The organism is Tateyamaria sp. Alg231-49 (genome assembly GCF_900143535.1).
GTDB lineage: Bacteria > Pseudomonadota > Alphaproteobacteria > Rhodobacterales > Rhodobacteraceae > Tateyamaria.
On the sequence record NZ_FRFA01000005.1, the window covers coordinates 148,456 to 160,864 of the forward strand.

Annotated in this window: 11 protein-coding genes; 6 read left to right on the forward strand and 5 right to left on the reverse strand. The window is 59.6% G+C overall.

The features are described 5' to 3' along the window. Positions 1 to 25: 25 nt before the first annotated feature. From betC to DHN60_RS09725, 4 genes are all read right to left on the reverse strand, one after another. A complete protein-coding gene (gene betC / locus DHN60_RS09710; RefSeq protein ID WP_108837095.1) occupies positions 26 to 1,534 on the reverse strand; it encodes a choline-sulfatase in 1,509 nt (502 codons plus the stop codon). Next, positions 1,531 to 2,106 (reverse strand): transcriptional regulator BetI, encoded by a 576-nt coding sequence (gene betI / locus DHN60_RS09715; protein WP_108837096.1) that lies wholly within the window; start codon positions 2,104 to 2,106, stop codon positions 1,531 to 1,533. Before betI ends, betC begins: the two co-directional genes overlap by 4 nt. A gap of 71 nt (positions 2,107 to 2,177) precedes the next feature. Beyond that, positions 2,178 to 3,080, reverse strand: a complete 903-nt coding sequence (locus DHN60_RS09720; protein WP_234423590.1) for a DMT family transporter — start codon at positions 3,078 to 3,080, stop codon at positions 2,178 to 2,180. A gap of 65 nt (positions 3,081 to 3,145) precedes the next feature. After that, complete coding sequence (locus DHN60_RS09725; RefSeq protein ID WP_108837097.1) at positions 3,146 to 3,742, reverse strand: LysE/ArgO family amino acid transporter; 597 nt, start codon at positions 3,740 to 3,742, stop codon at positions 3,146 to 3,148. A 268-nt stretch (positions 3,743 to 4,010) separates the two neighbouring features. Here DHN60_RS09725 and DHN60_RS09730 point away from each other — a divergent pair, with 268 nt between their 5' ends. Continuing rightward, positions 4,011 to 4,247 (forward strand): hypothetical protein, encoded by a 237-nt coding sequence (locus DHN60_RS09730; protein ID WP_108837098.1) that lies wholly within the window; start codon positions 4,011 to 4,013, stop codon positions 4,245 to 4,247. Between the two features lie 89 nt (positions 4,248 to 4,336). On the opposite strand, the gene DHN60_RS09735 is transcribed toward DHN60_RS09730, so the two are convergent. Further along, complete coding sequence (locus DHN60_RS09735) at positions 4,337 to 5,086, reverse strand: YebC/PmpR family DNA-binding transcriptional regulator (RefSeq protein ID WP_108837099.1); 750 nt, start codon at positions 5,084 to 5,086, stop codon at positions 4,337 to 4,339. A 233-nt stretch (positions 5,087 to 5,319) separates the two neighbouring features. Here DHN60_RS09735 and DHN60_RS09740 point away from each other — a divergent pair, with 233 nt between their 5' ends. The 5 genes from DHN60_RS09740 to DHN60_RS09760 all read left to right on the forward strand — a co-directional run bounded on the left by DHN60_RS09740 (position 5,320) and on the right by DHN60_RS09760 (position 12,360). After that, positions 5,320 to 7,092 (forward strand): SLC13 family permease, encoded by a 1,773-nt coding sequence (locus DHN60_RS09740; protein ID WP_108837100.1) that lies wholly within the window; start codon positions 5,320 to 5,322, stop codon positions 7,090 to 7,092. Positions 7,093 to 7,189: 97 nt separating this feature from the next. Further along, entirely contained in the window at positions 7,190 to 8,050 is an 861-nt protein-coding gene (locus DHN60_RS09745) for a bile acid:sodium symporter family protein (protein WP_108837101.1), read from the forward strand. Further along, on the forward strand, positions 8,047 to 9,705 hold the full coding sequence (locus DHN60_RS09750) for an FAD-binding dehydrogenase (protein ID WP_108837102.1): 1,659 nt from the start codon (positions 8,047 to 8,049) through the stop codon (positions 9,703 to 9,705). The genes DHN60_RS09745 and DHN60_RS09750 overlap by 4 nt, the downstream gene beginning before the upstream one ends. 199 nt (positions 9,706 to 9,904) lie before the next feature. After that, positions 9,905 to 10,978 carry a LacI family DNA-binding transcriptional regulator gene (locus DHN60_RS09755; RefSeq protein WP_234423591.1) on the forward strand — a complete coding sequence of 358 codons (1,074 nt, stop codon included), beginning with the start codon at positions 9,905 to 9,907 and terminating at the stop codon, positions 10,976 to 10,978. Between the two features lie 29 nt (positions 10,979 to 11,007). Next, positions 11,008 to 12,360, forward strand: a complete 1,353-nt coding sequence (locus DHN60_RS09760; protein ID WP_234423592.1) for an ABC transporter substrate-binding protein — start codon at positions 11,008 to 11,010, stop codon at positions 12,358 to 12,360. The last annotated feature ends 49 nt before the right edge of the window (positions 12,361 to 12,409 follow it).

The following is a 12,409-nucleotide window of genomic DNA, read 5'->3' on the forward strand; positions in this document are numbered from 1 at the left end:
GGCAGTGTTTCGGGCCAAAAGAATTTTATTCACCGCGCGGGAAGCGCTGGTTTTCTTCGACGGTGTTGAGGTTCATGTGATTGCGCATGAATTGCTCGGATGCTTTTTGCAGGGGCTGATAATCCCAAGGGTAGTAGCCCCCCTGTCGCAGTGCTTCGTAGACCACCCAGCGACGGGCCTGGCTGGCGCGAACGTCTGCATCAAAGCGGTCAAGATCCCAGCGCGCTTCAGATTTGGCGCGCAATTGAGACAGCGTGCCCTGATGGGCCGGGACATCCGCGAGGTTGTTCAATTCATGGGGGTCGGCTTCCAGATCAAACAGTTGATCCGGGTCCAGCGCGCAACGGTTGTACTTCCACTTGCCATAGCGCAGCGACACCATCGGAGCGTAAGAACCCTCGGCCGCGTACTCCATCGCGACCGGTTCAGTGCGCTCTACCCCCTTTCCTTGGGGGACAACGCTTTGCCCGGCTGTCCAAGGCGCCACTTCGACCATGTCCACACCCGCCAGATCACACAGGGTCGGGCAAACATCGATATTGCTAACCGGATCCGTGATCAAACCGGGGGTCATATCGGGGCTTGAGATCATCATGGGCACCCGTGCCGATCCTTCATAGAAGGACATCTTGAACCACAAACCACGCTCGCCCAGCATGTCACCGTGATCCGAGACAAAAAGGATCACCGCCTCTTGGCGCGTGGCCTCCAGTGCCTCCATCACTTCACCGATCTTGTCGTCCAGATAGGATATGTTGGCGAAATAGGCGCGGCGCGAGCGTTTGATATCCTCTTCGGTGATGTCAAAGCTGCGCCAGTCATTGGCATCAAATATGCGCTGCGAATGCGGATCATGATCTGTGTAGTCCATTGCAGGCACATCGGGCAGCAAGTGGTCGCAGTCTTCGTACAGGTCCCAGTATTTTTTGCGGGCCACATAAGGGTCATGTGGGTGGGTAAAGCTGACGGTCAGGCACCACGGGCGCGCGTCATGCCCACGCGCCAGATCATAGACCTTGCGCGTCGCGTGAAAGGCAACCGCATCGTCGTATTCCATTTGGTTGGAAATCTCGGCCACCCCGGCCCCTGTGACCGAACCCATGTTGTGATACCACCAGTCAATCCGCTCGCCGGGTTTGCGGTAATCCGGGGTCCAACCGAAATCGGCCGGGTAGATGTCTGTGGTCAGGCGTTCTTCGAACCCGTGCAACTGGTCGGGGCCGACAAAATGCATCTTGCCCGACAGGCAGGTCTGATACCCTGCACGGCGCAAATGGTGGGCATAGGTGGGAATAGAGGATGGGAACTCGGCGGCATTGTCGTAAACGCCTGTTACGCTGGGCAACTGGCCCGACATAAAGGCGGCACGCCCGGGCGCGCAAAGGGGCGACGCGGTGTAGCAATTGGCAAAACGGGTCGATCTGGCGGCGAGTTTCTTGAGGTTGGGCGCATGAAGCCAGTCGGCGGGACCGTCCGGAAATAACGTGCCATTCAGCTGGTCCACCATGAATATCAGGATGTTGGGCGCGCTCATTGCTTTGCTCCGATCAAGGTTTCAAGAGCGCGCACCGCACAGCTCTTGGCGTCATCAACAGAGGCCTCAGGTGACAAAGCCGCGCGCAGATAAAGCCCATCGATCAGCGCGCCAAGCATTTCGGCATCGCGACGCGGATCAAGACTAAGCGGACGCAAGGCGTGGGTCAGGTTGCTGCGCAAACGGCGCTGATAAAGGTGCAGCAAGCGGTGCGTTTCAGGGTTGGTCGTTGCCTGCGCATACAGTGTCATCCATGCGCTGACAGTCGCAGGGGCAAAGCAGGACGGTGCAAAACTCGCCGCGATCAAAGCCTCGGCACGGGCCTGTGCCGTTTGGGCGGCCTCCAGCTCGCGGATCACCTCACGCCCGAAATCACGTAGAATCTGACGCATGGCGGCCAGAAAAATCTGATCCTTCCCACCAAAGTAGTGATGCGCAAGGGCCGTCGACATCCCTGCCCGCTTGGCGATTTGGCCGACCGTCACATCCAGCGATCCAGCCGCCCCAATTTCGGCGATTGTCGCCTCAACCAGCGCCGCCCGGCGGATCGGTTCCATCCCCACTTTTGGCATGCCAGCCCCTTTGCCCCAAGTCTCCCTTTGGACGTAGGCGATTTTTTATTGATCCGTCAATCAATAAAAAATCAAAGCTTGGTTGCAGGCGCCGGCGGCGTGATGGGTCTGCGCTTTAGCACCGCCTCGCGCCATGTAATGAAAGTGACAGATGCAAGGATCAGCGCACCACCAAGGATCACCCAGATGTCGACCGGCTCAGCAAAAACCAGCGCGCCAAGGGCCACCGCCCAGACAAGCTGCAAAAACGTCACGGGCTGCGTCACGGTCACCGGTGCCGCGGCAAAGGCCATTGTCATCGTATAGTGCCCCGCCGTGGCAAAGCAGGCGACGGCAAACAGCAGCCCCAAATCGCCCCATGACGGCGTCACCCAATCGGCCAGAGCAAAGGGCGCCAATCCGATGGTCACGAAAATCGACAGCATAAAGACAACGACTGCCGGTTTCGCCTCGTCCGCCATGATCTTGGCCAACAGGTAAGACCCGGCAAAGGTGACGGCGCAAAACAGCATCGCCACATGCCCCGGCTCAACCACACGAAAGCCCGGGCGCAAGATCACAGCGGTGCCAATCAAGGCAACAACAATGGCCGCGACGCGCCTAAGCGCCAGCGTTTCCCCCAGAAACAACGCGGCCCCAATGCTGACGTAAACGGGGGCAAGATAGTTCATCGCCGTGACTTCAGCGATGGGAATGCGGGTCATGGCATAAAACCACAGGATCACCCCGCCTGAATGAAACACGCCGCGCAGGGTGAACAGCTTCCATTGGCGAGGGGTCAAATGGGCGTCCCGCACCGCAGGCAGCATCGGGATCAAAAAACCCAACCCAAGAAAGTAGCGCAAAAACGCCGCCTCCGCCGGGGGCACACGCGGCCCCATATATTTGACCAAAGCCGTGACGGCGACAAAACACAGGCCCGTCACCAGCATCCAAAAAATACCGACCAGTGGTTTGGGTTCGCCGTGCTGCATGGGCTATCAATGCGGGCTGGACGCGGCAGAGGCAAGCCCCTGTCATACGCGCGACGGCCCACAATTCAAAGACAAAGCAACTTCAACGCAATAGCCCACATTGTTAAGGCGATAACAGCGTCCAGTATCCGCCACGCACGGGCATTGGCAAAGATCGGAGCAAGCAGCCGCGCCCCATACCCAAGCACAAAGAAAAATACGAAACTGGCAAGCGTCGCTCCGATCCCAAACAGCAGCCTGCTGTCATATTGGGACGAAATCGAACCGATCAGAACAACCGTATCCAAATACACATGCGGGTTCAGCCAGGTCAGCGCCAGCACGGTCAACAATGCCTCACGCAAAGGCTGGGTGTCTTCGCTACCCAGTTCCAGCGCCGACCCGCCCTGCCATGCTGACCGGGCGTTGCACCATCCGTACCACAGCAAAAACGCGGCCCCACCATAGCGCATCACCGGCTCAAACCACGGCACCGCCTCTGCCAACGCGCCGAACCCTGCAACCCCGCAAACGATCAAGATCGCGTCAGATAGGGCGCAAGTGAGGCAGACCCAAAACACGTGCGCGCGGCGCAACCCCTGCCGCAAGACAAATGCGTTTTGCGCGCCAATGGCTACGATCAGCGACAAAGATAGGAAAAATCCGGGTAAAAACGATGCCATTTTAGACGCCTTGGACAGTGCTCAAGCGGCCTTACGTGCTGCAAGGTCTTCTGACAAGTCTCTGCGAGCTATCCGTTTTTTGCACAGCGGCTTTGCACAATTAAACAGAGCATTCCGCGCCCCCATCCCCTATATCCGCTGAACCCCGATGGCGATCTCTTGCCAAAAGGTGTCACCAGCGAATGAAATCACAGTGATCTGATCATAGATGATTAGCGTATCTGTTTAGAAATCTTATGCTGGTCAAAGAGAACAAGGATAAATTCCGATGCTTGATGAAACACATAGCGTTGACCTGACCCTTCAAGACCTCGAGCTGATCGAGGGCGCCCTGCAAACGCAGGAGAAAATCCTGTCGGTTCAAAGCCGCGCAGGCGGCAACGCCGCGCGCACGCGTTTGAACGACCTCAAAGGATTGATGCGCCGGTTGCGCCGCCAAACGCCTGCTCCCCAAGGGGCAGAATCCGCAAGCTGGAGCCAAGCGGCTCGCCAACTGTTTTTCTAGGCTCAAAAAGCCCGACGACTATAAAAAAACGCCGCTCCAGAATTGGGGCGGCGTTTCCTGTTCAAAGCCGAAAAAATTAGGGCGGCGCGTTACTCGTCTCCAAGCTGCGCCATCACCTCATCGCTCGCCTCAAAATTGGTGGTAACTTGTTGGACGTCATCATCGTCCTCCAGCGCATCCATCAGCTTCATCAGCTTTTGCATCGCCTCAAGGTCCATCTCTGTGGTGATGGTGGGGCGCCAGACCAACTTGGTGGACGCAGACTCGCCCAGTTCGGCCTCAAGCGCGTTTGACACGTCATTGAGGTCTGTATCGGCACACCACACCGTGTGACCGTCTTCGCCGGACTCCACGTCCTCTGCCCCCGCCTCGATGGCCGCCATCATCACAGTATCAGCGTCACCAACCTCTGCCGGATAACTGACCGCACCCTTGCGCTCGAACATGTATCCAACGCTGCCGGTTTCACCCAGGTTGCCGCCATTCTTGGTAAAGGTGGACCGCACAGTAGATGCGGTGCGGTTGCGATTGTCAGTCATCGCCTCAACAATCACCGCCACGCCGTTGGGGCCATAGCCCTCATAACGGATTTCCTCGTACTCATCCCCGTCACCCGCCTGGGACTTCTTGATTGCACGATCGATGACGTCCTTTGGGACGGAATTCGATTTGGCCTCTTTGACGGCAAGGCGCAGGCGGGGGTTTTTGTCGGGGTCCGGGTCGCCCATCTTGGCGGCCACGGTGATCTCCTTGGACATCTTCGAAAACAGCTTGGCTCGGATTTTGTCCTGACGCCCTTTGCGGTGCTGGATGTTTGCCCATTTGCTGTGGCCTGCCATGGGGGCCTCCTGTCTTGATGCGTGCGGATGATTGTGTGCCGCGCTGCTATACGGCAAGGCGACACCAAGGGGCAAGGACCCAAGTCCATAGCGCGCACCACTACCATACCGCCCGGGTTACTCTGGTTCAGGAAAAACCCAGGGGTGAGCGCGCAGCGCGAAGTGGTAGGCTCCTTTCCCGATCTGCAAATAGCGGCTGGCGCAGCATCGAGCGCAGCCCTATCGTTCCATGCATGAGCACAGACCAGATCATCCTCTTTTCTCTCTTCGGCGCGGTCTTCGGCCTCTTACTCTGGGGTCGATTTCGCTATGATATCGTCGCGTTCACTGCTCTGATGATCGCAGTGGTGCTGGGCGTGGTGCCAAGTGCCGACGCATTCTCGGGCTTTGGCCATCCCGCGACGCTGGTGGTCGCCCTTGTGCTTGTGGTCTCTGCAGGGTTGGTCCGGTCTGGAGCGGTTTTTCTGATCACCCGCACGCTGGTGGATGCCAGCCGCAGCCTTGGTGCGCACATCGCACTCATGGGCGCCATTGGTGGCGTGCTCTCGGCCTTCATGAACAACGTCGCCGCCCTCGCCCTCCTTATGCCCGTCGACATCCAGACCGCGCGTAAGGCCGGGCGCAGTCCGGGGCTCAGCCTCATGCCACTCAGCTTTGCGACGATCCTTGGGGGCATGGTCACCCTGATCGGCACTCCACCCAACATCATTATCGCCTCGATCCGGGAGGACAGCCTTGGCGAGCCCTTCAAAATGTTCGACTTCGCCCCTGTCGGTGGCGTCGCAGCCATTGCAGGGCTCCTGTTCGTGGCGCTTATCGGGTGGCGGTTGATCCCCGCGCGCGAGGACGAAAAAAGCGTGGCAGAAGAGGTCTCGCAGTATATCGCCGAACTGACCGTGCCCGAAGACTCGAAACTGATCGGTGAACGCCTCGGCACTTTGGAGGAGGACGCCGAAAAGGCTGACGTCGCCATCATCGGCCTTATTCGCGATGGCAAACGCCGCTACGGGCGGGCGCGCAGCTCTGCACTGCAAGCCGGCGACACGCTGGTGCTTGAGGCAACGCCGGATGCACTCGATGAATTCCGCGCTGCACTCAGCCTTGCCGTGGCCGAGGCAGACCGCGAAGAAAAGTTGAAAGCCGCAGGTGAAGGCGTTGAAATCATAGAGGTTGTGGTAACCGACCAGTCCCGCCTGATCGGACGTACGGCCCAGGCCGTGGGCCTCAATTGGCGGCAGTCCACGATCCTGATGGGCATTTCGCGGGGCGGCAAAAAGATCACCAAACAGATCCGCAAAACCGAAATCCGCGCGGGCGACATCCTGCTGCTCTTGGTGCCCCGTGACACAGGGGCCGACGTTACGCAGTGGCTGGGCGCCCTACCATTGGCGGAACGTGGGCTGGCCGTAACCGCCGATGACAAGGTGTGGCTGGCGATTGGGTTGTTCGTCGGTGCGGTGATCGCCGCCAGCGTCGGACTACTCTACCTCCCGGTCGCTCTCGGCCTTGTGGTGGTGGCCTTCGTTTTGTCCAAGATCGTGCCACTGTCCGAGCTTTACACGCATATCGAATGGCCGGTGATCGTACTTCTTGGCTCCATGATCCCATTGGGGGCAGCGCTGGAAAGCTCTGGCGGCACAGAACTGATCGCAGGATGGCTGGTCGCGTTAACCCAAGGGATGCCTGCATGGGCCGTTTTGACCGTGTTGATGGTCGTGACGATGAGCCTCTCGGATGTCCTCAACAACACCGCTACCACAATCGTGGCAGCCCCTGTTGGCATCCAGATGGCCCAAACGCTGGGCGTCTCACCCGACCCATTCCTGATGGCAGTGGCAGTAGCAGCCTCGGCCGCGTTCCTCACGCCCATTGGGCACAAGAACAATACGCTGATCCTCGGGCCAGGAGGCTATCAGTTCGGCGACTACTGGCGGATCGGCCTGCCGCTTGAGGTGATCGTGGTTGCCGTTTCCATCCCCGCCATCCTCGTCTTTTGGCCACTCTGACAATACCCAGCCGTAGGGCGCGGAAAACCACCCCTGACTTGGCGTCAGGATTGCGCGACAAACATGCGCGCGCTTAGTCTGCACGTGGGGGAGACATATGGATATTCTGATCAACGTTGTACTGCCGCTGTCATTGGCCATCATCATGCTCAGCCTTGGCATCGGATTGACGATCGGCGACTTTGCCCGCGTTCTGCGCGCGCCCAAGGCCTTTGGGATTGGCGCCATCGCGCAAGTGATCCTGCTCCCACTGGTGGCCTACGCAACCGTCACCGCATTCGGCCTTCCCCCCGCCATCGCCGTCGGCTTTATGCTGCTCAGCTTTGCGCCCGGCGGTGTGACCTCAAACATTCTGGCCAAGCTCGCAGGTGGGGATGTCGCACTTTCTGTTTCGCTCACTGCGGTCATCAGCCTGCTCAGCCTCATTACCGTTCCCGCGCTTGCAGCATGGACAGTGGTGCACTTCATGGGTGACGCAGCGCCACCGGTCTCTGTCGCATCCCTGACGCTCGCGGTCTTTCTGATAACTACCCTACCCGTGTTGATTGGTGTCGCCATCCGCCACTTTGCGCCCTGTTTCGCCACTCGGATCGACCCGATCCTGTCGACGCTTGCCACAATCCTGTTCGTCGTGATCATCATTGCAGCCCTCGCCGGCAACTGGGACATCTTCACCACCAACCTGCCCACACTTGGGCCCGCCCTCATCACTCTCAACATCGCTCTTTTGCTCATCGGCCGCGGCCTTGCGCGCCTTGCCACTCTGAACTGGCAACAGGCCAAGACCGTTTCGATCGAGACCGGCATACAAAACGCAACCTTGGGGATTGCCTTGGCAGGTCTTATCTCCGGACAGTCCGAAGGGTTCAGTGCAATGGCACTGCCCTCAGGTGTTTATGGGATCACCATGTACCTCGTCGCCGCACCTTTCCTTGCGTGGTATCGGAGCCGCTCATGACCACCACAGATGCCATTATCGTTGGCTCCGGCCTTGCCGGTCTGGCAGCGGCCGCAGAACTCGGGGATCGGGGCAAACAGGTCATCATCGTCGATCAGGAACCACGCAGTTTCCTTGGGGGGCAGGCATTCTGGTCCTTAGGCGGCCTTTTCATGATCGATACGCCCGAACAGCGGCGCATGGGGATCAAGGACAGCCACGAACTGGCGCTCAATGACTGGATGGGCAGCGCCCAGTTTGACCGGGACGAAGACGCATGGCCCCGCAAATGGGCCGAGGCCTATGTCGACTTTGCCGCCGGAGAGATGCGCCCGTGGTTGCACGCGATGGGCCTGCGTTGGTTTCCCATTGTGGGCTGGGCCGAACGGGGGGGCGGCTTTGCAAACGGGCACGGCAACTCGGTTCCACGCTTTCACCTCACATGGGGTACCGGGCCGGGGATCATCGAACACTTTGTACGTCGCTGCATCGCCCATGAAAAAGCAGGGCTGATCCACTTCCACTTCCGCCATCAGGTCGACCGGATCGATATGGAAAACGGAGCGGCGAAAGGGGTGAGTGGTACCGTCCTCGCTGCGGACGCATCTGAGCGCGGCCAAAAAACCAACCGCGACCCAGCAGGCGATTTCGCCTTCACGGCTCCCTCCGTCATCGTCACCTCCGGCGGCATTGGCGGAAATTTCGAGATGGTGCGCAAAGTCTGGCCAACCGAACGTCTTGGCCCTGCACCCAAGGATATGGTTGCAGGCGTACCCGCCCACGTGGACGGGCGGATGATCGCAATATCTGAGGGCGCAGGCGGGCACGTGATTAACGGGGACCGGATGTGGCACTACACCGAAGGGGTCAAAAACTGGGACCCAATCTGGCCTTCTCACGGCATCCGCATCCTGCCGGGGCCGTCGTCTATGTGGTTCGACGCACGCGGCAACCGGTTCGCGCCCCCCGCCCTTCCCGGTTTTGACAGCGTGGGCACCTTGCGCGAAATCCTCGCCACCGGGTTCGACTACAGTTGGTTCGTGCTGACCCAAAAGGTGATCAAAAAAGAATTCGCGCTGTCGGGTTCGGAACAAAACCCCGACTTCACCTCCAAGAAATGGGCCGAAGTCATCAAACAAAGGGTTCTGTCGGGCAAGAACGCAACCGGCCCCGTCGAGGCGTTCAAGGAAAAGGGCGAGGACTTTGTGGTCGCAAACGATCTGCAAACGCTCGTCAATGGTATGAACCAGATCGGGGGCGGCAACCTGATCGACGCCACCCACCTGCGCCGCCAGATCGAGGCGCGGGACACCCAGATCGACAACCCGTTCTCAAAAGACGCGCAGATGATGGCGATCCACGCCGCGCGCAACTACCGGGGCGACCGCCTGCTGCGCACCGCCAAACCGCACAAATTCCTTGATCCCGCCAACGGCCCCTTGATCGCAGTCAAATTGCACATCCTCACGCGCAAATCGCTGGGGGGGCTTCAGACCAACCTTGATTCGCAGATGATTGGTGCTGATGGCGCGGCGATCCCGGGCCTTTTTGCAGCCGGAGAAGTCGCAGGATTCGGCGGCGGTGGCTATCACGGCTACAACGCGCTTGAGGGCACGTTTCTGGGCGGGTGTATCTTTTCAGGGCGCAATGCAGGGCGCAGCAGCGCAATTGCCTAAGGCGAAAATGCCCATACGGGGCTGGCTCCAACGCGCTTCTTCTTAGGGCTCCGCGCAGTGCTATTTGTGTCCGCTCCGCTCGGCGAGCGCGGCAATCTACCATCCCCCTCCCCCTGTGGGCAGCCAATCCACAGGGATAAAAATAGTTCTTGCCGAAACCGGTTTCGGGAACCAACGTGAGTCGTGGGGAGAGATTTCTGTGGCACCAAACACGGCATCACTATCGAACGATCGCGCCGCGATGCGCGTCACAATCGGTGATATGGCGGCCGCTTTGGGACTGACAAAATCAACCGTTTCGCGGGCACTGAACGGGTACCCGGATATCTCCGCCAACACCAAACTGCGCGTCAAACGCATGGCCGAAGATCTAAATTACATGCCCCTCAGCCATGCACAGGCGATCAAGACAGGGCGCACGCGCTCACTTGGGCTTGTGTTGCAATTGTCAGACCACGACGCACAGCGCCCCTTTCTTGCAGAGTTCCTTGCAGGCGTGTCCGCAGGTGCGAGCACCGAAGGGTATACGCTGACCGTCGCATCGGCCGACAATGACATCCACCTGATCGATACGTTCCGCAACCTGTTGCGCGACGGCAAGGCAGATGGGTTCATCCTGCCGCGCGCCATGGTCGATGACCTGCGGGTCAGCATGTTTCGCGACGCTGACGTGCCATTTGTCCTTTATGGACGGCAAGACAATGACACAGGATGTGCCTGGTTCGATGTGCGCGGCGAGGACGCGATGCATGATGCTGTCCGGCACCTCGCCGATCTGGGGCATTCACGGATCGGATTCATCAATGGCGGCACGATCTACAACTACGCCGGGCTGCGGCGGGACGGCTTTGTGCGCGGGATGGCGGCGTCTGGCCTGAACTTTGCGCCTGAGCTGGTCATTGAAGATGCGATGACCCCCGAAGATGGAGCGCGCATCGGCGCCCGGCTTCTTGATTTGCCAAACCGACCCACGGCCATCGTCTGTGCTGTCGATCGGGTGGCGTTGGGCGTCTACAAAGCCGCTGAAGAACGGGACATGAAGGTCGGAACCGACCTGTCGGTGGTGGCCTATGACGGCATTCACGAAGGTGCGCATGCACAGCCCCCCCTCACGACCTATTCCGTCGACAACCGACAGGCCGGCGCACGCCTTGCCACACTGCTCATTCGCCGCATCGGCGGAGAGCCACCAGAGGCGCTGCGCGAAACGGTTGCCGCAACATTTCTGGAACGCGGATCGACCGGACCCGCGCCCCAATCAGCACACACGTAATCTCACATGTTTCAACGGGAGGAAAAAAATTGAAACTCAATGTAAAAACCCTTGCGCGGACAAGCGTCGCCATGGCGCTCGCCTTGTCGGCAACAGCGCTGTCAGCGGAAGAACTGCGCTTTTGGACAACAGAAGAACAGCCCGAGCGGCTTGCCCGCCAAGAGGCGATGGCCGCAGACTTTGCTGCCGCATCCGGGCACACGGTTGAGGTCATTCCCGTCTCCGAAAACGATTTGGGCACACGGGCGACAGCCGCCTTTGCTGCCGGCGATCTGCCAGACGTGATCTACCACACCCTGCAATTCGCGGCCCCTTGGACCGAAGCGGGCATTCTTGACATCGATGCCGCGACTGACGTGGTCGAAGCCCTCGGCGCCGATACTTTCGCTCCCGGCGCGCTTTCGATGGCTGCAACACCGGATGGCTATGCCTCGGTACCGGTCGACGGCTGGACACAGATGCTGGTCTACCGCGCCGATCTGTTCGCAGAAAAAGGGCTCGAACCACCAAATTCCTACGCCAACGTGCTTGCGGCCGTCGAGGCGCTGCACAACCCGCCAGAGATGTATGGGTTTGTGGCAGCGACCAAGATCGACGAAAACTTCATGAGCCAGGTTCTGGAGCACGTGTTCCTCGCCAATGGTGTATCCCCTGTGGGCCCCGACGGCATCCAGCCACTGGACGAAGCCGCCACCATCGAAGTGCTGGACTTATACAAAGCCATCGCCGAAGCATCCCCTCCGGGTGATCTCTACTGGGATCAGTCGCGCACGCTCTACTTCAGCGGCAATGCGGCCATGATCATCTGGTCGCCCTTCATCCTCGATGAACTGGCCGGTCTGCGCGACAGCGCCCCGCCCACCATCAATGACGACCCAACGTCGACCGATCTGGCAGCAGCCACAGGCATCGTGACCAACTTTGCCGGGCCATCAAACCCGGATGGGGCGGCATGGGGTGATGTGCGCTACTTTGGGATCACGTCCGATGCATCCACGGATGCCGCAATGGAGTTCGTTCAGTATTCGATGAACGAAGGCTATGGGGCGACGCTGGCCATCGCGCCCGAGGGCAAGTTCCCTGTCCGTCGCGGCACGGCAGACAACCCAACTGCGTTTGCAGACCTTTGGGCAACACTCGATGTCGGTGTGGACCGCAAGGCACCCCTTGGTGACCTCTATGATGCCGCCATGATCGAAGAAATCGTGGGCGGTTTGGACGTGGCACAACGCTGGGGCGTGGCCGACGGCCAACTGTCCGCAGCTTCGGCGATCATCAACTCTCAGGTGATCAACCGTCTGGTGCGCGAATACATCGACGGTGAGCGCGACGCTGCCGCCACTGTGGCAGAACTGAACAGTGCAATCGCTGCTGTAAAGTAAGCCAAATCCAAAAGGGGTGCCCGAGACACGGGCACCCCGACCCCAACAC

Bases quoted from the DNA above. Each gene is read 5' to 3' on its own strand.
- betC (WP_108837095.1), bottom strand. From the start codon at position 1,534: ATGAGCGCGCCCAACATCCTGATATTCATGGTGGACCAGCTGAATGGC.
- betI (WP_108837096.1), bottom strand. From the start codon at position 2,106: ATGCCAAAAGTGGGGATGGAACCGATCCGCCGGGCGGCGCTGGTTGAG.
- DHN60_RS09720 (WP_234423590.1), bottom strand. From the start codon at position 3,080: ATGCAGCACGGCGAACCCAAACCACTGGTCGGTATTTTTTGGATGCTG.
- DHN60_RS09725 (WP_108837097.1), bottom strand. From the start codon at position 3,742: ATGGCATCGTTTTTACCCGGATTTTTCCTATCTTTGTCGCTGATCGTA.
- DHN60_RS09730 (WP_108837098.1), top strand. From the start codon at position 4,011: ATGCTTGATGAAACACATAGCGTTGACCTGACCCTTCAAGACCTCGAG.
- DHN60_RS09735 (WP_108837099.1), bottom strand. From the start codon at position 5,086: ATGGCAGGCCACAGCAAATGGGCAAACATCCAGCACCGCAAAGGGCGT.
- DHN60_RS09740 (WP_108837100.1), top strand. From the start codon at position 5,320: ATGAGCACAGACCAGATCATCCTCTTTTCTCTCTTCGGCGCGGTCTTC.
- DHN60_RS09745 (WP_108837101.1), top strand. From the start codon at position 7,190: ATGGATATTCTGATCAACGTTGTACTGCCGCTGTCATTGGCCATCATC.
- DHN60_RS09750 (WP_108837102.1), top strand. From the start codon at position 8,047: ATGACCACCACAGATGCCATTATCGTTGGCTCCGGCCTTGCCGGTCTG.